18 protein-coding genes, 4 tRNA genes and 1 pseudogene are annotated in these 20,287 nt (G+C 61.1%); 16 read left to right on the forward strand and 7 right to left on the reverse strand.

Translation table 11 applies throughout. The features are described from left to right. Window positions 1-100 precede the first annotated feature (100 nt). The 3 genes from QXH22_RS29455 (at window position 101) to QXH22_RS29465 (ending at window position 2,041) form a co-directional block, all read left to right on the forward strand. The gene (locus QXH22_RS29455; RefSeq protein ID WP_122503300.1) at window positions 101-604 is read left to right on the forward strand and encodes a helix-turn-helix domain-containing protein; all 504 of its coding nucleotides are present in this window, start codon (window positions 101-103) and stop codon (window positions 602-604) included. Between the two features lie 30 nt (window positions 605-634). Continuing rightward, window positions 635-1,243, forward strand: coding sequence for a PIN domain-containing protein (locus QXH22_RS29460; RefSeq protein WP_122503301.1), 609 nt, complete (start codon window positions 635-637; stop codon window positions 1,241-1,243). Window positions 1,244-1,396: 153 nt separating this feature from the next. Next, a complete protein-coding gene (locus QXH22_RS29465) occupies window positions 1,397-2,041 on the forward strand; it encodes a hypothetical protein (protein WP_306277771.1) in 645 nt (214 codons plus the stop codon). 305 nt (window positions 2,042-2,346) lie between these two features. On the opposite strand, the gene QXH22_RS29470 is transcribed toward QXH22_RS29465, so the two are convergent. Next, window positions 2,347-2,871, reverse strand: coding sequence for a hypothetical protein (locus QXH22_RS29470; protein WP_306277772.1), 525 nt, complete (start codon window positions 2,869-2,871; stop codon window positions 2,347-2,349). Window positions 2,872-3,085: 214 nt separating this feature from the next. Between QXH22_RS29470 and istA the strand changes: the two genes are divergently transcribed. Both istA and istB read left to right on the forward strand, forming a co-directional pair. After that, window positions 3,086-4,762, forward strand: a complete 1,677-nt coding sequence (gene istA, locus QXH22_RS29475) for an IS21 family transposase (RefSeq protein WP_055578112.1) — start codon at window positions 3,086-3,088, stop codon at window positions 4,760-4,762. Beyond that, complete coding sequence (gene istB, locus QXH22_RS29480) at window positions 4,759-5,649, forward strand: IS21-like element helper ATPase IstB (protein WP_082275278.1); 891 nt, start codon at window positions 4,759-4,761, stop codon at window positions 5,647-5,649. Before istA ends, istB begins: the two co-directional genes overlap by 4 nt. Here the strand turns inward: istB and QXH22_RS29485 are convergent. Together QXH22_RS29485 and QXH22_RS29490 are read right to left on the reverse strand one after the other, a co-directional pair. After that, window positions 5,625-6,362 (reverse strand): hypothetical protein, encoded by a 738-nt coding sequence (locus tag QXH22_RS29485; RefSeq protein ID WP_306277773.1) that lies wholly within the window; start codon window positions 6,360-6,362, stop codon window positions 5,625-5,627. The two genes, istB and QXH22_RS29485, sit on opposite strands and share 25 nt — an antisense overlap. Then, window positions 6,349-6,966 (reverse strand): SLATT domain-containing protein, encoded by a 618-nt coding sequence (locus QXH22_RS29490; protein WP_122503304.1) that lies wholly within the window; start codon window positions 6,964-6,966, stop codon window positions 6,349-6,351. Before QXH22_RS29490 ends, QXH22_RS29485 begins: the two co-directional genes overlap by 14 nt. Window positions 6,967-7,074: 108 nt before the next feature. On the opposite strand from QXH22_RS29490, the gene QXH22_RS29495 reads away from it, so the two are divergent. From QXH22_RS29495 to QXH22_RS29515, 5 genes are all read left to right on the forward strand, one after another. Further along, window positions 7,075-8,907: an N-6 DNA methylase gene (locus QXH22_RS29495; protein WP_306277774.1), complete on the forward strand. Its 1,833-nt coding sequence runs from the start codon at window positions 7,075-7,077 to the stop codon at window positions 8,905-8,907. Beyond that, on the forward strand, window positions 8,904-10,154 hold the full coding sequence (locus tag QXH22_RS29500) for a restriction endonuclease subunit S (RefSeq protein WP_306277775.1): 1,251 nt from the start codon (window positions 8,904-8,906) through the stop codon (window positions 10,152-10,154). Before QXH22_RS29495 ends, QXH22_RS29500 begins: the two co-directional genes overlap by 4 nt. Beyond that, a complete protein-coding gene (locus QXH22_RS29505) occupies window positions 10,151-13,096 on the forward strand; it encodes a type I restriction endonuclease subunit R (protein ID WP_306277776.1) in 2,946 nt (981 codons plus the stop codon). Before QXH22_RS29500 ends, QXH22_RS29505 begins: the two co-directional genes overlap by 4 nt. 14 nt (window positions 13,097-13,110) lie before the next feature. Then, on the forward strand, window positions 13,111-13,425 hold the full coding sequence (locus QXH22_RS29510) for a M48 family metallopeptidase (RefSeq protein WP_306277777.1): 315 nt from the start codon (window positions 13,111-13,113) through the stop codon (window positions 13,423-13,425). A 62-nt stretch (window positions 13,426-13,487) separates the two neighbouring features. Next, window positions 13,488-15,062: a hypothetical protein gene (locus tag QXH22_RS29515; protein ID WP_306277778.1), complete on the forward strand. Its 1,575-nt coding sequence runs from the start codon at window positions 13,488-13,490 to the stop codon at window positions 15,060-15,062. A 17-nt stretch (window positions 15,063-15,079) separates the two neighbouring features. On the opposite strand, the gene QXH22_RS29520 is transcribed toward QXH22_RS29515, so the two are convergent. Beyond that, window positions 15,080-15,502: an NUDIX hydrolase gene (locus QXH22_RS29520; protein WP_306277779.1), complete on the reverse strand. Its 423-nt coding sequence runs from the start codon at window positions 15,500-15,502 to the stop codon at window positions 15,080-15,082. A gap of 91 nt (window positions 15,503-15,593) precedes the next feature. On the opposite strand from QXH22_RS29520, the gene QXH22_RS29525 reads away from it, so the two are divergent. The 5 genes and pseudogenes from QXH22_RS29525 to QXH22_RS29545 all read left to right on the forward strand — a co-directional run. Beyond that, entirely contained in the window at window positions 15,594-16,373 is a 780-nt protein-coding gene (locus tag QXH22_RS29525) for a GntR family transcriptional regulator (protein WP_306277780.1), read from the forward strand. Window positions 16,374-16,472: 99 nt separating this feature from the next. Further along, complete coding sequence (locus tag QXH22_RS29530; protein ID WP_306277781.1) at window positions 16,473-16,895, forward strand: plasmid replication, integration and excision activator; 423 nt, start codon at window positions 16,473-16,475, stop codon at window positions 16,893-16,895. Continuing rightward, window positions 16,892-18,214, forward strand: coding sequence for an FtsK/SpoIIIE domain-containing protein (locus QXH22_RS29535; RefSeq protein ID WP_306277782.1), 1,323 nt, complete (start codon window positions 16,892-16,894; stop codon window positions 18,212-18,214). Before QXH22_RS29530 ends, QXH22_RS29535 begins: the two co-directional genes overlap by 4 nt. Before the next feature lie 80 nt (window positions 18,215-18,294). Beyond that, the gene (locus QXH22_RS29540) at window positions 18,295-18,531 is read left to right on the forward strand and encodes an AlpA family transcriptional regulator (RefSeq protein WP_065162432.1); all 237 of its coding nucleotides are present in this window, start codon (window positions 18,295-18,297) and stop codon (window positions 18,529-18,531) included. After that, window positions 18,531-19,682: pseudogene (locus QXH22_RS29545) on the forward strand (tyrosine-type recombinase/integrase); the annotation flags it as partial. The gene QXH22_RS29540 and the pseudogene QXH22_RS29545, both read left to right, overlap by 1 nt. A gap of 42 nt (window positions 19,683-19,724) precedes the next feature. On the opposite strand, the gene QXH22_RS29550 reads toward QXH22_RS29545, so the two are convergent. From QXH22_RS29550 to QXH22_RS29560, 3 genes are all read right to left on the reverse strand, one after another. Then, window positions 19,725-19,801 (reverse strand) — tRNA-Phe (locus QXH22_RS29550). 33 nt (window positions 19,802-19,834) lie between these two features. Then, window positions 19,835-19,911: transfer RNA gene (locus tag QXH22_RS29555), tRNA-Asp, on the reverse strand. A gap of 39 nt (window positions 19,912-19,950) precedes the next feature. Next, window positions 19,951-20,023, reverse strand: a tRNA-Glu gene (locus QXH22_RS29560). 125 nt (window positions 20,024-20,148) lie between these two features. Here QXH22_RS29560 and QXH22_RS29565 point away from each other — a divergent pair. Then, window positions 20,149-20,224, forward strand: a tRNA-Lys gene (locus QXH22_RS29565). Window positions 20,225-20,287: the final 63 nt, after the last annotated feature.

Here is a 20,287-nt window from a genome sequence, read left to right on the forward strand (position 1 = left end):
GGACTGCTCGGCATGGTTCAACCCGATACCTTTTCGTAACTTTCGCAACTCTGCTACGATTGGTCGAGTTCCAGCGATGAGACGAAAGGAAGGGAGACCCATGAGCACCGCCTCCGCGGAGATTGTTAACCCGGTTCCGGCCGATGCCAATGGGCTTGCCGATGTCCTCAGCTTCATCGAGGCGCACGAGGCCCGTCACGGGACGTCTCCTGAGCCTGCGTTCTTTCTGTCCGGTGCGAGCGGACACGACCGCGTCGAACTGACCGAGCAGCTTTACGAAGTCCTCAAGCGTGTCGCCCACGCCCTCAGCCACGGCCAGTCCATAAGTATCTTGACTCGCGATCGAGAAATCTCCACCCAGCAGGCCGCCGAGATCCTCGGCCTGAGCCGCCCTACGGTCGTTCGCCTGATCGAGGACGGCGAGTTGCAGGCGCACGTGCCCGGCGCTGTGCGTCGCAAGCTGCGGCTTGCCGATGTTCTTGCCTACCGCGAGGAGCTTCGTGCCCGGCGCAACCGGTTCATTACCGAGAGCTCGGCGGAGTTCGCGGATGCCGACGCCGACGAGGTCGCCGAGTTACTCGCCGAGGCGAAACGCAAGCGTTGACCGTCCGCGGCGCCTGAAAGACTCGCCCACGTGTATAGCGCTGTCCTCGACACCTGCGCACTTGTGCCGAGCCTTCAGCGCGACTTCCTGTTGCAGCTGGCCACCGAAAAGGCCTACGCGCCTGTTTGGGGGTCTGGGGTCCTCTTCGAGCTGGACTATGTGCTCGCCGGCTTGCACGAGAGGCGCGGGATCACTGATAGCGCCAGTCGCCGTCAGCACCTTTTCGAGCAGCTGAAGAAGGCGTTCCCTGGTTCAGAAGTTCACGCACCCAAAGACCGCGAGTACAACTACGGGCTAGACGATCCCGATGACGGCCACGTCGCCCACGCCGCCATCATCGGCAAAGCCGACGCCATCGTCACCGACGATCGCCGAGCGGGGTTCAGCACAGCACTTGTGCTGGTGGAGGCCGATATCGAGACCGTGCACCCAGATCAGTTCGCCGCCAACACGGTGTCAGCGCACCAGCATGCAGGAGTACGGGCGTTACGAGAGATGTCGAGTCGCCGAACCAACCCGCCGCAGACCCCGGAACAGATTCTCGACCTGCTGGTGACACGGCACAACATGACCGAGGTCGCCAAGATACTGCTCCCGCTGTTGTCGGATACCGGAGACCCGGCTGACCAAACGGGGTAGGCGCTCACCAATCAAGTTCTGGTCGGTGATCGACCAGCCGTGCTTGCAGCGATCGAGGCGGCGTGCGCAACCCCAACAGCGCCAACGCACTTCCATCATCAATGTCGGACCCCGCACTTACGCTGACCCCGAACCACACTGAGGAGGACCGGTATGAACAAGGCTGAGCGTCTGTGGAATCTGCGGGACGCAGTGCTGGCGTGGCTGTACGAGCTACGGGTCGAAGGGGCCACCATCGCCGAGGCAAAAACTGCGGCCTTCATGGAGGCGACTTCTTGGTCCGACACCGAAGTCACCCGCGAAGATTTGAACGCCGCACTGGAGTGGCTCATGGAGGAGGGCTACGTCGACGGCACCGGCACCATGCAGAGGATCGTTCTCCGGCCACACTTGACCCCCTACGGGGAGAAGTACGCAGCGTCGGGCAAGTCGGTGCGTGACCTGCCCGGCGTCGCCGATGTACAAAGCCCTTATCTGCACATCGAAAGCAGCAGCGGTATCGCGGTTGCATTCAACAGTCCCGGCGCTACGCAGACTGTCAACGTCCAGCAGAAGGTAGAACAGGCGCGCACACTCGCCGATGCGATCGAACAGGCATTACCCACGATCGCCGATGTACAGGTCCGCGGCGCTGCCGAACAGCTGGTGTCGGAGATCCGCGGTGAATCGAACTCGGATTCCCCATCCCCCGGTCGACTCAGGACGTTGGCCACCGCGGCGATGACCTCAATCGCCACCGCGGCGGGCACCGAGGTGGGCAAAGTGATGATCGAGGCGGCGCTACCGCTGCTGTCGTGACCGGCGGCGTCACCGTGACCCAATGCGAACTGGGTGGGTAGGACGTCTAGGTCGATCGTCTCGGTTGAATCTCATAGGCCCCGGCAGGGACTATGCCTTGGTCAACGATAGACCAGATTTTGCACGGCAGCTCGCCCGTGCCGTCGCCAATCACATTGACTGCTACATGGCATTTCCTGCCACCCAACCCAGCCCGTGACATCGTCAGCGAGTCAACAGTCGACTCGGTCAATCAAGTTGGGAAGTGCCACAAGTGATCCCAGTTTTATCGCGACCACCATGCGGCGGCCAGCGAACGGCTTAGCTTAGGCATGCTGGGCCGTGGTGATTGGTACATCAATATGGTCCCGCGCAACGACCACGCCATTCTTGATGGCGTAGCACTCGACATAGTGCTCCCCACGGAAGTTTGTGGATTCGCGGTGTGTTCGGGTGTCGTCGTTGATAATCTGACCCCGAATCTCGTTTCGTTTCTCCGCTTCCTCGCCGCGGTTCAAGACCTTCCACTTGAACTTGAATGGTTGCGGCACATCGCACTCCGTAACCGTGAAGTTCAAGGTTTTTTGCGGTCTGAGCCAGACATGTCGAGTAAGCATGCTGCGTAGGGTGTCCGGGCGGAAGCCGTTTTGGGTGACGGCGCAGTCGATGGTCAGGGTGTACCGAACGTCCACTGGGAACTGATCTTCGATGAACTCTTCGGTGTGGTCGAACGTGTAGGCGCTCGCAGTCTTCGCGGCACTGTCGGCGGCAGGAACAGGCTTGCCGAAGACCTTCTTCCATTTAGCGTTGGCCGTCTGCTTGCCGTCAGCGCCAATCGCTTTGAGGCACAACTCGTACGCGGTCTTTGCCTTGCTCTGGAACCTCTTCTTGACCTTTACATCCTGCTTACTTCCCAGCGCTGGCTATGACAGTTTGATTCAGGACCGGTGTGACGGCCTGATTCAGGACCACCTTCTTTCAGACCGGTGTGTTGTGACGGTTTGATTCAGGACCACCCTCGACGGTTGGCGTGTCGATTATTGGCTCGCTGTCGGAGGGTTCCGGATGGGAAGTCGTGTGGAGCTGTTCGCCCAGATACGTAGGGACGCCCGGGTCGAGGGTTTGGGTATTCGGGCGCTTGCTCGTAAGTACAAGGTTGGCCGGGATACGGTCCGGCACGCGTTGGCGAATCCGGAGCCGCCGAGGCGGAAGACACCGGTGCGGGAGTCGCCGAAACTGGGCCCGCTCAAACCTGCGATTGATGCGATGCTGCGGACCGATCTGGATGCGCCCCGCAAGCAACGCCACACTGCGACAAGGATTTGCAATCGTCTGGCCGATGAACACGGCGTTGAGGATGTGTCGTATTCGTCGGTGCGTGACTATGTCCGGGTCCGTCGTGCGGAGATCATCGCCGAGTCCGGTAAGCAGGCGCAGGAAGCGTTCGTGCCGCAGGAACACCCGCCCGGCGCTGAAGCTGAGGTTGATTTCGGCGAGGTTCACGTCATCCTCGCTGGTGTCAGAACCCGCTGCTACATGTTCGTTTTCCGAATGTCGATGTCCGGCAAGGCAGTCCATCGGGTGTATGCGACTCAGTCGCAGGAGGCGTTCCTCGAAGGCCACATCGAAGCATTCGACGTGATCGGCGGCATCCCGGTGCGCCATATCCGCTACGACAACTTGAAGTCTGCGGTCACCTCGGTGGTGTTCGGCCGCGGTCGGGGCAGGGTCGAGAACGACCGGTGGGTGCTGTTCAGATCGTTCTACGGGTTCGACCCGTTCTACTGCCAGCCGGGAGTGAAAGGCGCCCACGAGAAAGGCGGAGTCGAGGGCGAGATCGGACGTTTCCGCCGCACCTGGCTCACGCCCATGCCGGAAGTGGACTCGCTGTCAGAGCTCAACGACTACATCCGCCGCTGCGAAGCACGTGAGGATCATCGGCGGGTCACCGGCCGGCTGCACACCGTGGGCCAGGACTTCCAGACCGAACGAGAACATCTCGCCGCTCTGCCTGCCGAGCGGTTCGACCCGGGGCTGGTGCTGCATCCACGGGTGGACCGGTCGGCGCTGATCACGGCGCGGTCGGCGAAGTACTCGGTTCCCGCCCGGTTGATCGGACGCAAAGTCAGGGTGTCGCTGCGGGCCTCGGAGTTGGTCGTCTTCGACGGCCGCACTATCGCCGCACGCCATGAACGCGTCACGACCCGCAACGGGCAATCGATCAACCTCGACCACTATCTGGAGGTGTTGCACTGCAAACCCGGCGCGTTGCCCGGCTCCACCGCGCTTGCTCAGGCCCGCGCCGCCGGCACTTTCACCGCAGCGCACGAGGCGTTCTGGCAGCAGGCCCGCCGCGTCGACGGCGATGCTGGCGGGACTCGCTCGCTAATCGACGTGCTGCTGCTGCACCGCAGCATGCGCGCTACCGATGTGATCGCCGGGATCCACGCCGCCCTGTCGGTCGGTGCCGTTTCAGCGGATGTGGTCGCGGTCGAAGCACGCCTGCATGCCGCCGGTGGTGGTCTCGAATCAGACCGTCACGCCGGTAACCATGCCAATACCGTCGATTACCGGGTCGTCAGTCTGACCCAGCGCCGCCTGGCTGATCCAGCGACCGTGATCGCCGGCCTGCCACCCGACACCCGGCCGCTGCCTGACGTCGCGGCCTACGACGAGCTGCTCCAACGCAGACCCCCAACACCGCCACCCGGTGACGGAATGGAAGGAACGACTGGATCATGAGCACGGCCACGAAAGTCACCAACACCCTGCGCCGCCAACGCGGGATGACCCCACAAGCGGCCCAAGCCGCCGTCGATTCCGCATGCCGACGCCTGCGGTTGCCGACCGTGCGTGCGGTGATCGACGAAGCAGTGAAAGTCGCCGAGCGTGAACAGCTCACCTACCACGGCTTCCTCGCCGAACTGCTCCTGGCCGAATGCGATGACCGGGACCGCCGATCCACCTTGCGGCGAGTCGCAGCGGCCGGGTTTCCACGTCAGAAATGGTTGGGCGACTTCGATTTCGACGCCAACCCAAACATCAACGCCGCCACCGTACATACCGTCGCCCAAGGCGATTGGATACGCCGAGGCGACCCGCTCTGCCTGATCGGCGACTCGGGCACCGGCAAGTCCCACCTGCTCATTGGTGTGGGCACCGCCGCCGCCGAGCAAGGCTTCCGCGTCCGCTACACACTGGCGACCAAACTGGTCAACGAACTCGTCGAGGCCGCCGATGAAAAGCAACTCGCCCGCACGATCGCCCGCTACGGCCGCGTCGATCTTTTATGTATCGACGAACTCGGCTACATGGAACTCGACCGCCGGGGCGCGGAGTTGCTGTTCCAAGTACTCACTGAACGCGAGGAAAAGGCGTCAGTAGCCATCGCATCCAACGAGAGTTTCTCCGGCTGGACCAAAACCTTCACCGACCCCCGACTCTGCGCCGCGATCGTCGACCGACTCACCTTCCACGGCACCATCATCGAAACCGGCACCACCTCATACCGGCTCAGCCATACCCGCGGTAGCAGCTCGCGATCACAGCCTACGAAGACGCCTGAGCCACCACCTCCTCGCCGAGGTGGTCCCGAATCAAGCCGTCACAGTGGTCCTGAGTCAGGTTGACATAGAGACAGCGCTTGGTAATGGTCGTGATCGTCCTCTTCGGACAGAAACTTGAAGAAGTCTCGGACCATGAAGGCATAAGTCGCCATGGTCGCGGAATGGTAGTCGGTGTTCTTCTGCAGAAAGTTGTACGCCAAGGTGTCCATCAACAGGCCACCCATGACTACGCCGTGCTTGTTCTTCCACGCTCGCGCCATCTTGCATAGTTTGCGAAAATTCCGATTGGTGATGCTGTCGTAGTCTCGGGTCTCATTGATCTCCTCGCGCGGCTTGGTGACCTTCCAGGATTTCGATTTCGTATGCGGGTACTTGAACGAGCCGTCCGCTTGCTCGAAGACGGGTTGTACCTCGAACATGAAATTTTGGAATGTCACGGCGACCACTGGACTGTCAACCTTCACGCTGGATGTCGGGTAGCGCGCTTGAATGGCGGCGCGCGTGCGCGACAAGACCTCCGAGGGTCCGTCCTCTCCTTCGTACTTGTCCCATATGGACGACGGCAGGACGTAAAGCATGTCAAGGTCCGAAATACCGCGAATTGCCGTGAAGCGCCCGTAGGAGCCCACCATGAGCTGATGGTCCTTCGAGCTGTCGAGGTTCCGGAACTCATTGTTCAGAACCTTGGTGATTTCATCGCGACGGGTCCCGATGGTGCCGGCATTATCGACCTGTAGGTTCGTGAGCAGACCCTCGAAAATCTCACTTGTCTTCATCGGCTGCTGGCTTTCCCTTTCGAAGCTGGACCGGCAACATCTGGTCAATCTCTCTCTCCGAGAACGTCAAGTCCTCGCGGTTCTTTAAACCGCCTTGCGCGGCCTCGTAGGCTTTGGGGGTTGTGCGGGGAGCATCACCGAGGATGGCGAAGTACTGTTTTTGCAAATCGTCGCGTCGTTGGATTCCCTCCTGCATCGGGCACGCTCCCGCTTGAAGGTCAACGATGAGCGACAGGTAGGACTCGCGGACATCCCATACCTTTGCCGCCGTGTCACGGTGCTGCTGCATCTCCTCGCCATGCTTGAAGTTCTTGCTGCCAAGATTCATCGCAGTGACAACTAAGGCGATGAACGAGGTGACCAGTGGCGCCCACTGCTCACCATTTGCTAGACCGAGGAGCGACACCACGAACGCGGTCGAACTAACGGCTGTCATGGCCACAAGTCCTCGGCGCTGCCACCAATACTTTCGGTAGCAGATATCTGCCTGCTTCTCGTGGGTCTTGTGCGTGTAGGCAGCGCGTCCGTACAGCTCACGGACTTGTGCGAGCAACAGTTTGGGGCTGCCTTCCGCTGCTGAAGTCTCTTCCGTTGGCTCTGCCATATAGTCCTCTCTTTTGAACTCTTGCCCACGGCGCGCAGGCTTCCTCTACCTTGGTCAACTGGCCAGATCCGCTTGTATTTGTTACATCACTATGCAAACATAACATACATGACGGAATCCTCGACTCTTCCTGCGCACCTTCAAGCTATCCGCGCTGCTCTAGATCTGACCCAGGGCGAATTGGCCGAGCGGCTCGGTGTCTCCTTCGCCACGGTGAACAGGTGGGAAGCCGGCTCCAGCAAGCCACAGAGGGCCCAGCTCGCCAAGATCAACGCTCTGGCCGAGGAAGCTGGCGTCGATCCCAGCGATGCCCCGGCTGCCGGTGGAGCAGTAGTCACCCGTCGCCGTGGCCGTCAAGCTAAGCCAGCGACTCCGACCACAAAGCCAATGGAGCAGATGCTGTGGGACGCCGCTTGCTCGATCCGAGGCGAGAAGGACGCGCCGAAGTTCAAGGACTACCTGCTGCCGCTGCTATTCCTTAAGCGCCTTTCCGATGTCTTTGACGACGAGATCGACCGACTCGCCGAGGAGTACGGCGACCGTGACGTCGCCCTGGAGATCGCGGACAACGACCACGACCTGCTCCGCTTCTATCTCCCGGCCGAGGCACGTTGGTCCGTCATCAGCGGACGCGTGCCGTACGACTGGCCTGACGACGAGCGCGGTCGGTCTACACGACCACGCGACATCGGTGAACATCTCACCAAGGCCGTGCGTGCCGTCGTCCGATTCAACCCGAGCCTCGCCGGAGTCATCGACGTCGTCGACTTCGCGGCCGAGCGCAACGGTGAGCGAGACATCAACCCCGCCAAGCTCAATGGCGTCGTCGAGACATTTTCCGACCCGCGTTATCGCCTCGGCCTCGCAGACGTGCAGCCGGACTTCCTTGGCCGCGCATACGAATATCTTCTCCGGAAGTTCGCAGAAGGCTCGGGCCAGAGTGCGGGCGAGTTCTTCACTCCAACCGAGGTCGGATTCCTCATCGCGCGCATCCTGAGGCCGAAGCCAGGACAGACCTGCCATGACTACGCTTGCGGTTCCGCCGGCCTACTCATCAAGCTCCAGCTCATCGCGCGCGAGCTCGACCCGACCGCCAAGATCCCACTCAAACTGTTTGGTCAGGAGCTACAGGCCGAGAGTTACGCCGTCGCGCGGATGAACGCGATCATCCACGACATGGACGTCGACCTACGCCGGGGCGACACCATGATCAATCCTAAGTTCCGGACATCGTCGGGATCACTCGACCAGTTTGATCTTGTCGTCGCGAACCCGATGTGGAACCAGCCTTTTGACCCGAGCATTTTCGAGGACGACCCGTACGACCGGTTCATCAAACACGGTGGCGCAACGTCAGGCAAGGGTGACTGGGCCTGGCTCCAGCAGACGCTTTCGGTGCTCAAGGACACCGGCCGTGCGGCGGTCGTCCTCGACACCGGTGCCGTAACTCGTGGCTCGGGCTCGAAGAACGAAGACAAGGAACGCAACATCCGCAAGTGGTTCGTCGACCGCGACCTCGTCGAGGGCGTCATCCTGTTGCCCGACAACCTCTTCTACAACACGACGGCCGCTGGCGTCATCGTGGTGCTCAACAAGCGCAAGCCCGAGCCTAAGAAGGGCAAGATCACCCTGCTCAATGCGAGCAAGCGGTTCACCAAGGGCAAACCCAAGAACCACCTCGCTGACGAGGACGTCTCGGATCTAGCGAGGCTCTACAACGCAGGCGATCCCACCGAGGGGGAAGTTGCGGTCATCGACCTCGCGCAGGTCGCCGACGCGGATTACAACCTCAGCCCCAGCCGGTGGGTTTCTGCTGTCGCCACCGATGAGACAGGCGACCTCGTTGATTTGCTGACTGAATTCGAGCAGTGCATGAGTGCAGAAGCGGATCTCGAGGGCAAACTCCATGAAGCACTCGCGAGTTTGAGGAAGCTGGCATGACCGAGTCGGCTGCCCTCCTCAGTGATCTCTGTGACTTGTTCAGCCTCCAGGTCGACCCGGCGACGATGCCGGACTCCCCTTATCTGGGCCTAGAGCACCTTGAATCTGGCCGTCTTCGAGCGACCGGCTTCGGGAGAGCGAGTGATGTTACGAGCCAGAAGGCCGCATTCGAGCCGGGTGATGTGCTCTACGGAAAGCTGCGGCCGTACCTCGACAAGGCGGTGCTCGTGGATCGCGCAGGAGTTGCCACCACGGAGTTGTTAGTCCTTCGACCCAAGTTGGGCGTGAGCCCTGAGTACCTCGCATGTGTTGTTCACTCACCCGCTTTCATCGAGTTCGCTATGCAAGGTGTGACTGGAGCCCAACATCCCCGAACTTCTTGGGCGCACATCAAGTCGTTCGCTGTGCCCGCCTACGACCGATCGGAGCAAGCATCCATCGCGAAGCTCCTGTGGAGCTTGTTTGACCTTTGTATGGCAGCGGAGCGCGGCGCCACGAGTGCTTCCTCCCTGAAGCGAGCCGCGATGGAGCAGGTATTCACGCGGGGTCTACGAGGAGAAAAACTGAAGGAGACCGAGAGCGGCCCAATCCCTGAGAGTTGGAGCATCGGTGCGTTCGGCGAGGTTCGTGAGTTCCTCCAGTATGGAACGTCGGTGCATTGCACCTCGGATTCCGAAGGGTACCCCGTTCTAAGAATCCCGAATATTCAGCCCGGGCGTGTGAATAGCGCTGAGCTAAAGTATTGCGGTCTCGCGCCTGCGCAGGCGAGCAAGTACCTGCTTCAATACGGCGACCTACTGTTCATCCGGACGAATGGTGTGATTGACCGATTGGGGTCATGCGCGGTCTACGAGGGTGACCCAGGCTCAGCGCTTTTCGCGTCCTACTTGATCCGTGCCCGCCTGACGACGCGTGTACTGCCGAAGTTTGCAGCGTACTTCTACGGCTCGTCCCGCGGGACGTCCTTGGTTGCCGGCCGAGCGACTCCCGCATCCGACGGCAAATACAACCTCAATACGGGAACCATTGACGCGCTTCCACTTCCGATGCCGCCAACAATCGACGAGCAGCAGGAGATCGTCGATGTGCTAGATGCTCTCGACCGCAAGATCGACCTGTACCGCCGTAAGCGCGACGTGCTGGACCGGATCTTCAAGTCGTTGTTGCACAAGCTGATGACCGGTACGGTGTCGATCGACGACCTCGACTTGAGCGCGTTGCCGTCAAACGACGGGACTCCAGCATGAGTCAGATCAAGATCTCCGAGGCCAAGTCGGTTCAGTTCCCGATGGTGGTGCACGCATCAGCCGTCGGCTGGCAACAACTCACGCCAGAGGAAGCCGAGGGCATGCGTCGTGGTCGGGCGAACATGCTGTTCCCCGTGGTGCTGGAGAACAAACTCCGGCAGTTCAACCCGTGGCTTACCGAGGACCAGGCCCGCGCGATCGTCGAGAGCATTGAAGCGCTGCCCGCCACGATCGAGGGCAACCGAGAAGTGTTGCGTTGGCTCCGCGGCGAACGTCAATGGCACGACGAAAACGAACAGCGGCAGCGCCCCGTTCAGGTTGTCGACTTCGGTCTACCCCACGAGAACGCCCTGCACGTCACATGGGAGTGGAAAATCGAGCCGCCGGCCCGGGCAAAGGGCAACCGCGCTGACGTCATGTTCCTCGTCAACGGCATCCCAGTCACCATTGTCGAGCACAAGAACCCGAAGGACCGCGACGCGCTTACCAAAGCCGTTACCCAGCTTCGACGTTACGAGATGGAGACGCCAGAGCTTCTCGCTCAGGCGCAGCTTCACAACGAGACCCACCTAATCGACTACTGGTACGGCGTGACGTGGAACATCAACCGCCGCATGCTATTTAGGTGGAAGCACACGAGCGACGAGTCCTACCGCGATGCCGTACAGGCGTTCTTCGAGCCGCGTGACTTCCTGCGCACCTTGCGCGAGTGGGTGCTCTTCTATGTCGAAGATGGTGAAACGAAGAAATCGGTCCTGCGCGAGCACCAGCGCGGTGCAGTCGATGCGGTGGTTGAGCGGTGTGCCGACCAGGCGAAGAATCGGGGGCTAATCTGGCACACACAGGGTTCCGGCAAGACCTTCACATTGCTAACGGCGGCGCAGTTGATCCTCAGCCAGAAGGACCGCTTCAACAACGCAACCGTCATCCTCGTCGTTGACCGCACCGAGCTGGAGGGCCAGCTCAAGGAGTGGGTCGAGAGACTGCTCGGCGAGATGCAGGCCAACGACATCCCGGTTCGGCGTGCCAACAGCAAGGATGACCTGCAAGACATCTTCGATTCCGATTTCCGTGGCCTGGTCGTCTCGATGATCCACAAGTTCGAGACAATCCGGAAGGACAGCTCCAACCGCGACAACGTCTTTGTCTTCATCGACGAGGCTCACCGATCGGTCGCTGCTGATCTCGGCTCATACCTCATGGCGGCGGTCCCAAACTCCACCATCATCGGCTTTACGGGCACCCCGGTCGGCGGGACACAAGGCGGTGGCACAAGTTCGTTCCAGATCTTCGGATCACAGGACGAAATGGGCTACCTGCACAAGTACTCGATCATTGAGTCGATCGAGGACGAGACCACTCTGCCGATCAAGTACATGCTTGCGCCGTCGTCGATGTCCATGGCACCAGAGGACTTAGACGAGCAGTTCTACGCCCTTGCGTCCGACGAGGCCGTCACCGACATCGATGAACTCAACAACGTACTGCGGCGAGCAGTCGGACTGCGCACCTTCCTCGGCTCTGACAGCCGCGTGGCGCAGGTGGCTGAGTTCGTCGCGAACCACTTCAATGAGAACGTGGATCCGCTGGGGTACAAGGCCTTTCTTGTTGCGGTGGACCGTGAGACGTGTGCGAAGTATAAGCGCGCCCTCGACAAGCTGCTGCCACTCGAGTGGTCCGAGGTGGTCTACAGCAGGAATGCGAGCGATGTCGTCGACCGTCCCGACGTACATGAGCTCCAGCTTTCCGATGACCGCGAGAAAGAGGTGCGTCGGCAGTTTAAGAAGGCCCATCAACAGCCCAAGATCCTGATCGTCACTGACAAGTTGCTCACCGGCTACGACGCGCCGATCTTGTACGCGATGTATCTCGATAAGCCGATGCGTGACCACGTCCTCCTTCAGGCCCTCGCGCGCGTTAACCGACCATATGTCGACAGCGAGGGTGTGCAGAAGAAGGTGGGTCTCGTCGTAGACTTCGTTGGCATCTTGAAAGAACTTCACAAGGCGTTGCGATTCGATTCCGCCGATGTCGAAGGCGCCCTGCAAGACCTCGATGTGCTGATGGTGGATCTGCTGCTGAAGATCGACGCTGCTTCCACCGAGTACCTGCAGGTCACGCGCGGCCAAGGCGATGACGAGCAGTTAGAAGGCATCGTTTACGGTAAATTCGTATCGGAGGACGAGCGCAAGAAATTTTTCGACGACTACCGCGATATCGAGGCGTTGTGGGAAATACTCTCGCCCTCAGCGGAGTTGCGCGACCACATCGCGACGTACAAGCGCCTATCTGTTCTGTACGCGGCCGTGCGAAACGCCTACTCCGAGGCGACCACCTTCACTGCCGATCTGGAGCACAAGACCAAGCGCCTGATCGAGGAGACCGCGACTCAGCAAGGTCTGGGTAGGTTCACCAAGGTTGCCACGTTCGACGTCCCAACATTGGAGGCACTGGGTAGGGACGACGGACCACCCGAGGAGAAGGTCTACAACCTGTTGCGTGGCTTACGCAAGGAGATGGAAGACAATCCGGCAGCCGCGGTGGCGCTCCAGAGCATCAAAGACAGGGCCGACCGTGTCATCGAAAATCTCGAAGAGCGAAAGGTCAACGGCCTTGCCGCACTAGACGAGCTCAAGGCAATTGCAGAGGAGAAGGACAAACTGCGCGAGTTCGCGAGGCAGAGCGGACTGTCGGATCGCGCCTTCGGTATCTACTCGGCATTGAGTACTGAGCGTTCCTTGAGCGAGCTGAACGTCGACATCCAGCGGGTCGCGGTGTGCATCGAGGTGGCAGTGGATCAATTCCCCCACTGGCGCCAGAATCCCGACGAGCGGCGCCGCCTACGCAGTGGGCTATATAAACCGCTGCTGGACAGCCACGTCCCCGCCAAGTCCTGCGCCGAGATCATCGACAACGTTATGAATGTGCTGGAGAAGGTCTGATGGCGAGGCCAAAGATGAGGCTGACCGCCGACCAAGCGCTCACCCGCAAGGCAATGACGTGGGCGACCAGGATTCGAGTGAATCCTTCGCGCATCGTGGTGGCCGAGCTAACCAACAAGTGGGGCTCGTGTGCGCCAGACGGTGTGATCACACTCGCGCAGGACTTAGTCGACATGCCAGCGGCTTTCCAGGACTACGTCGTCGTCCACGAACTGCTCCATCTGCGCTACCGCTCCCACGGCAAGGCCTTCACCGCGATGATGACTGCGCTGATCCCCGACTGGCGCGAGCTGGAGGCATCGAGCCCGGTGAGAGAAGTACGCAGATGATTTCCGCGGAATTGTCGTGGATCCCGTTAACGTGGGGTTGAAAGTTCAGGAAGGGGCAGGGAGTGGAACTCCTGTACGTCGTTGAGGTCGACGTGCGTCCTAGCGAAGGTTCCGACCTGACGCCGATGGATGTTCCCGACCGGGTCAAACGCCACCTCGCAGAGTGGTTGAGCTTCGAGCACACTCCGACTCTGGATCCCAGAGCCTTCGATACCGACGGGACAACCACTCTCATCAGCGGGCAAGAGGGGAAAGGCGACAGCCGTGTCTCTTGGTCAACCGAAGGCACAGCTGAGGTAACTGCACTGGTCGTCACCGTGCGGACCGAGATCACTCGTAGTGGCCGAGCGGATTTCATTTGCGTGGTAACGGTTTTCACGGAAGCTAATAAGACTGCGTTGCGGCTTGAGCTAGGCCGCGAATCTCTGGACGGTGTCCTCGCGCCGACTGGAATTGACTACTTCCGAAGACCATACCTACTTGTCCTCCTTCTCCGGGACGGCGACCTGCGCTGCTGGTGCGGACCCAGCCGCGTCGACGGCCGATTTGAGTGGGTCAACTCACAACACGCGGACTTTGTTTGGGAGGCACTGTCGTCGGATGGCCGTCTTCTTCCGATCCTTCTTGTCGATGGGAGTGACGAAGGGGGCGAGCAACTGGCACGCAAGGCTGCGGGCGAACTTATCGGGCTGGCGCCAGTTCTCGCCGTCGATGCCCGATCGCAACGCATACTCTCTGACAGGTTGGACCAGGTTGATGCATCCATACCACGGGGCGGTGCACGCCTCGTCTGGCCCGAACTATCGCTGAGGCACCCACTGTTTGCGGCGGATCAGGCGCAGTTCGCGCCCGGCCGACTCCTCCGAATGCTGAGTTCCGTCTCCGTAACAGTTCGCGGCGTGAATCAGCTGCTTCGCACGGCGGAGGCTGCTCGGCGTGCTGCACGCAGTGAACAGATCGCCGCCGACCTCGCGGCTGCAAAGTCACAGGGCAACAATTCCATCGAACTTGAGGCCCAAGCCCGAGTTATTGACGAGTTGCAGGACGAGATCAGCCAATATGACTCGTGGTTCAGACAGGTAGAAGACGAACGCGACCAATACAAGGCGCAGGCGGCGCAAGCTGCGTACTGGAGGCAGGAAGCCGAACGTGCCCGTCAATCGAGCGGAGTGCGTGTAACTGACTGGGCGGAAGCACCGGAGCTGGATCCGAGTGACCTTGCAAGTCTGGCGTCATACCTTGAGAAGCAGGCGCAAGGCGCCATTGTGTTCACTCGTGATGCTCACCAATCATGGAAGCGTGACGCTTATCCACACGTCCGCGTGATGCGTGACGCTCTGATTGCCTTGACCAAGGCAGCCATTGAGTATCGGCGCCTTGGGTGCCAGCTCGGCATGCTTCCGGACGACTGGTTCAAGCATGAGTGGGAACTCAATCTCGCCTCGACAGACCAGTACATGAGCCGGCAAAGGCTCGATACGTTCGACTTCGACGGCAAGACTCACAGTCGACTACCGCATCTCAAGTTGGGCGACAGTACATCGCCGAATGAAGTGGGCCGCGTCTACTTCGCTATGGACTCCGAGGGCGAGCGCTTCATCGTCGACCATGTTGGGTTGAAGCTCTACGGGCTCTGAGATTCAGAGCATCACGACTACAGCAGATTAACGCCGTCATGCGCGCGCGACTGCGGCACATCCTCAAATGCATCCAATACACGCACGCCGAACGCCGGAACCATGGCCGACCGGACTTCTTCCTTTGTCATCCAACAGATTTCGCGAGCCTCTTCGGTTGCGTGCGGTTCGCCGTCAACGGGACGACAGCGGTACACCAAGGCGACAATTCCATAAGTCATGTTCTTGTAGACGCCGGTCAACCTCTCTACCGTGACCTCAAGTCCGGTCTCTTCCAACACCTCACGCCGAACCCCAGCCTCGAACGACTCGTCGAGTTCCAGGACTCCCCCCGGCGCCTCCCAGTGGCCGTTGTCTTCGCGCTTGATCACCAGGACGCGGCCATCGTCGCGGACCACGATGCCGGCGACGCTGACCGAGTGCTTCGGTGTGGCTGCCATGCGCAAGACTCCTCTGCGGCCGACTCGATGCGACAAGGGACGTGTCGTGTCCCTAGACTAGTCGCCTAGACATGTACGGGAAGGCTCTCAGGTGCTGCAACTTGGTCAGATTGACCGGGCGGACGATAAGCCGCCGTATCGGCAGATCGCCAGCATGTTGCGTGACTCCATCATCCGTGGCCAGTTAGAAGCTGGCGGACGCCTGCCCTCCGAGGCGGAGTTAATCGAGCATTTCGGGGTCGCGCGGATGACAGTCCGCCAGGCAGTGCAAGAACTGCGCACCGAAGGCCTGGTGATCTCCGAGCACGGTCGCGGGGTGTTTGTGCGCCCCGCTCCCCCAATTAGGCGGCTCGCATCCGATCGCTTCGCCCGGCAACATCGCGCCAACGGCAAAGCGGCATTCACCGTCGAAGCGGAGAGGTCCGGCTACACACCTCAAGTCGACAACATCACCGTTTCCCGCGAGAGGCCGGATTCGGTTGTGGCCGAACGGCTTCGACTGACTGCAGATGACGAAGTGGTGGTTCGGTCCCGACGTTACCTCGCCGACGGCAAGCCGGTCGAAACGGCAACCTCATACATTCCTGTCGCATTCGCGCTGGGCACCAAGATTGAACAGACCGACACGGGGCCAGGTGGCATCTACGCGCGTCTTGAGGAGGCTGGTCACAGCCTCGCGCGGTTCACCGAGGAGGTCGGCGCCCGAATGCCCACTCCCGAAGAACGCCGTGCCTTGCAGCTCCCGCCAGGGGCGCCTGTTCTAACAGTGGTGCGGACTGCCTATGACACCAAGGACGTGGCCGTTGAAGTGTGCGACACAGTGAAGGTGGCATCGGCCTACCTGCTGGAATACGACTTCTCAGCGCGCTGAAACGTCTCGAAACGACCAAATGTGGCATACCGCTTGACTTGCTCCTCTAGACGACTAGGTTAAGTAGTCGTCTAGTCCAGACTCTGGAAAGGTTCCTCAATGTCCATCCCCAAATGGCTCCAGATCGGTCACGAACAGGTGTTCTCCCTCGGTGCGTTCCTCGTATCCGAGGTGACGCCGATGATCGACTTCGACAAGTCCTCCGGCGAGAACCGCGTGCAAGCGAGGGATCGCGATACCGGCTTGCCGATGTGGCAGGTCGAAGTGCTTGATGGCGACCCGGCGGCACCGAAGCGCAGTCGGACGGTAACGGTCAAGTTCGCTGCACCGACGCAGCCGTCTACGCCCGCCAAACCCAGTGGGACACCCTTTGCCCCAGTGGTTTTCGACGGGCTCATGGCCCTGCCGTACGTTGAGCGGTCGGGCGACTTCTCCCGGATCGCCTGGTCGTTTCGAGCCTCTGGCATGAGGGCACCGGGCAAGCCATCCGCCAGCGCAACGGCCAGCCGGGAATCGGCATGAATCCCGATCCGTACGCACCGCTCGATCCCGACACCCCGTTCCGGCTCGACCACGTCCTGAATTTCTTCACCAGTCTCGGCCTGTGGGTGGCGATCGTCGTAGGAGTCAGCGCCGCCGCCCTCATCTCCTGGCGACTGCACTCTCCCGAGACGTATGAGGAACGATTCGCAACACCGGCCCGACTTCTACGCTGGCGACTCTGGGCTTACGTCTCCTGGCACAGGCTCTGCAAGCGCTGCGGCCTATCCGCCTCCGAGCAGATCACTCGCCGCAACAAAGAAGGCCAGCAGGTCACCTCCACCCGCTGGTTTCATCCAAAGCTGTTGGGAACAGACGTGTCTCACACCACCCTGCGGCTCATAGTACGGGCAAGGCTGGGACAGACCGTGGAAGACCTGGAGCGGGCCGTTCCTGCCATCCGTGACGCTGCTGGTGCATATTCGGCACGGGCGGTTGTCGTCTCGCCCGGGACGCTGCGCATCGAGCTGGTCATGCGAGAGCAGTTGTCGACGGCAGGTCACGCAGCGCCGCCAACGGCGGTCGCAACAACACGCATCAAGCTCGGGCGACGCGAGGACGGTTCCGCCTGGACGCTCCCACTGAGCGGACGACACACCCTCACCGTGGGCTGCTCAGGCTCAGGCAAAGGTTCCGTCTTCTGGGGTATCGCCTGCGGCCTCGGCCCTGCTGTGGCCGCCGGGTTTGTTCATCTGATCGGAATTGACCTGAAGTACGGCATCGAGTTGTCGACCGGCGCAGGGCTATTCGCCAAGATTGCCACCACAGAGGCCGACGCCGTCCAAACCCTTGCTGGGCTGGAGAAGCTGATGGACAAGCGCGGCCACGAGATGGCGGGCAACACACGCGAACACAGGCCGACCACGAACTCACCCCTCGTCGTGCTGCTGATCGACGAGCTGGCCGGAGTGACCGCGTACATGAGCGACCCGACCCTTCGTAAAGAAGCCGCCGCCTCGTTGTCACGGATCCTCACCAAAAGTCGAGCGCTGGGAATCGTGGTCGCCGCGTTCCTGCAGGACCCTCGCAAGGAAGTGCTGCCTATGCGAGGACTGTTCACGCAGACCATCGCGCTTCGACTGCGTTCCCGCGACGAAGTCACGATGGTCCTCGGCGATGGGCTGGCCGACAAAGCTCCGGCACACCGAATCAGCCCCGACAGACCGGGTACCGGCTACGTCATCGCCGAGGACGGCCACGCGACGAAGGTCCGATCCGACTTCTGGTCCGACGATCAGATCCACACCACTGCAAGGCAATACGGAAAATCAAGGACCACCGGAGGGCGAAGCAGTGAATGACTGGTCCATTGCCGAATCAGCTAACGGGTTGCCCCGCAGCCGCACGCGGTACGAGTCAATCCACGCAACGAGGTGACGCCATGGTGATTCACGGCCTCCGGGAGGCCCTCGTCGCTAGCGGCAATTTCCCAGAACTGCTCACCGCCGAACAGGTTTCAGCGCTCCTAGGCGTTTCTGCCGCGACACTCAACCGCTGGGCCGCACTCCGCGAAACCACCGGCGAGCAGATCGGCCCGCCCTGCTACACACTGTCAGAGCGGGTACGCCGCTGGGACTGCGCAGAAGTCCGATCCTGGCTGAAGCAGGTGCGCCGGTAATGGCGGGCAACACCGCTCGCGGGATCCGAAAGCGCCTCACCGCAGCCGGCTAGCCCCGCTACCAAGTCCGGTACCTGATCCGAGATCCGGACGCGCCATCGGGCTGGGTGGAAACGTCGGCCACGTTTCCGACCCTGCGCGAGGCAAAGGCGTTCAAATCCGAACGTGACAACGAAGCCGCGCTCGGTGCGCGTCGATTCGACCCACGCCTCGGACGCACGCCGCTGATCCGGATCTGGACTCAGTTCTCCGATTCCAAGAAGCCCGCGGTGTCGCCGAAGACCTGGAGCGGATACGTCCAACACTGGGATCTGCGAATCGCGCCCCGCTTCGGTCACATCCCCGTCGACGAGATCACCCGCGCCGACGTCCAGGCGTTCGTTGACGGCCTGACGGTTGGCCCGTGGGCAAAGGTTTCCACGCTGCGGCTCATGCGCTCAATTCTCGATGTCGCCCACCAAGACGGGCGCATCCACCGCAACCCCGCCCTTGGTGTCTCAGCGGGCCGCATTCCCGAGCGGGATCGCCATCGCTACCTGTCCGCACAAGAAATCCAGACCCTGGCTACCGCATGCGGAGACCAGGGCGACGTCGTGACCATCCTCGCCTACACCGGCTTGCGTTGGTCCGAACTCGTCGGCCTCCGCGTCAAGGACATCGACCTGGCTGCCCGTCGGCTCTACGTCCGACGTGCAGCGCCCGAAGTCGAAGGCCGCATCATCATCGGGCCACCCAAGACCCGCGCCGGCATCCGAACAGTTCCACTCCCACAAGTGGTGGCGGACATCTTCGCCCGACGCATCGAAAACCGAATGCAGGACGATCCCGCTGTAACTTCCCCCAACGGAAAACTACTGCGCTCCAACAACTGGCGCCGTCATACGCACTGGAACAAAGCCCTGAAGAAGACTGACCTGGCCCCGCTCACTATCCATGATCTACGTCACACGTACGCCAGCCTGGCCCGTAAATCTGGGGCTGACCTTCGCTACGTCCAGAAGACCATGGGTCATTCCACGCCCACCGTCACCGCGAATATTTACAGCGATCTCTACGCCGACGAACTGGACCAGGTGGCAACAAATCTGGATCAGCTTCACGAGGCCGAGACGCAAACACCCAAGACCGGACAAGAACCGGACAAAGAAAACTGTCAACCGAGTGCAAAGAACCGTGTCTATGCAGGTCAACCTTGGTGGCCAGGGGCGGGATCGAACCGCCGACCTTCCGCTTTTCAGGCGGACGCTCGTACCGACTGAGCTACCTGGCCGGAAGCCGGCAGGCAGCGTGTGCCTCGCCGTGCTGGCGACCCTGACGGGACTCGAACCCGCGACCTCCGCCGTGACAGGGCGGCGCGCTAACCAACTGCGCCACAGGGCCTTGCTGTACTGCTGTGCTCCGCGGTGCCCGCGTAGCCAGTACCCCCTACGGGATTCGAACCCGCGCTACCGCCTTGAAAGGGCGGCGTCCTAGGCCGCTAGACGAAGGGGGCCAGAACCGAATCTCTCCGGGGCACTGCCAACGCGATTACTGTTGGGAGCCAAGTCAGCTTAGGTCACCCCGGCCCCAATCCTCAAACGAGCCCTCCTCCGGGACCCAGTATTGTGATTCTCCGCCGCCCCTATAGCTCAGTTGGTAGAGCTACGGACTTTTAATCCGCAGGTCGTAGGTTCGAGTCCTACTGGGGGCACCAGACCGGTCTCAAACAGGCCATGACCTGGCATACCGTGCGCGCACAGCCTTCCGGCCGAGACGA

Source organism: Mycobacterium sp. TY814 (assembly GCF_030755175.1).
Lineage (GTDB): Bacteria > Actinomycetota > Actinomycetes > Mycobacteriales > Mycobacteriaceae > Mycobacterium.

What these genes read in the sequence shown, in the direction of transcription:
- QXH22_RS29455 (WP_122503300.1), top strand. Translation starts at nt 101, where the DNA reads ATGAGCACCGCCTCCGCGGAGATTGTTAACCCGGTTCCGGCCGATGCC.
- QXH22_RS29465 (WP_306277771.1), top strand. Translation starts at nt 1,397, where the DNA reads ATGAACAAGGCTGAGCGTCTGTGGAATCTGCGGGACGCAGTGCTGGCG.
- istA (WP_055578112.1), top strand. Translation starts at nt 3,086, where the DNA reads ATGGGAAGTCGTGTGGAGCTGTTCGCCCAGATACGTAGGGACGCCCGG.
- istB (WP_082275278.1), top strand. Translation starts at nt 4,759, where the DNA reads ATGAGCACGGCCACGAAAGTCACCAACACCCTGCGCCGCCAACGCGGG.
- QXH22_RS29485 (WP_306277773.1), bottom strand. Translation starts at nt 6,362, where the DNA reads ATGAAGACAAGTGAGATTTTCGAGGGTCTGCTCACGAACCTACAGGTC.
- QXH22_RS29490 (WP_122503304.1), bottom strand. Translation starts at nt 6,966, where the DNA reads ATGGCAGAGCCAACGGAAGAGACTTCAGCAGCGGAAGGCAGCCCCAAA.
- QXH22_RS29495 (WP_306277774.1), top strand. Translation starts at nt 7,075, where the DNA reads ATGACGGAATCCTCGACTCTTCCTGCGCACCTTCAAGCTATCCGCGCT.
- QXH22_RS29500 (WP_306277775.1), top strand. Translation starts at nt 8,904, where the DNA reads ATGACCGAGTCGGCTGCCCTCCTCAGTGATCTCTGTGACTTGTTCAGC.
- QXH22_RS29505 (WP_306277776.1), top strand. Translation starts at nt 10,151, where the DNA reads ATGAGTCAGATCAAGATCTCCGAGGCCAAGTCGGTTCAGTTCCCGATG.
- QXH22_RS29510 (WP_306277777.1), top strand. Translation starts at nt 13,111, where the DNA reads ATGAGGCTGACCGCCGACCAAGCGCTCACCCGCAAGGCAATGACGTGG.
- QXH22_RS29520 (WP_306277779.1), bottom strand. Translation starts at nt 15,502, where the DNA reads ATGGCAGCCACACCGAAGCACTCGGTCAGCGTCGCCGGCATCGTGGTC.
- QXH22_RS29530 (WP_306277781.1), top strand. Translation starts at nt 16,473, where the DNA reads ATGTCCATCCCCAAATGGCTCCAGATCGGTCACGAACAGGTGTTCTCC.
- QXH22_RS29535 (WP_306277782.1), top strand. Translation starts at nt 16,892, where the DNA reads ATGAATCCCGATCCGTACGCACCGCTCGATCCCGACACCCCGTTCCGG.
- QXH22_RS29540 (WP_065162432.1), top strand. Translation starts at nt 18,295, where the DNA reads ATGGTGATTCACGGCCTCCGGGAGGCCCTCGTCGCTAGCGGCAATTTC.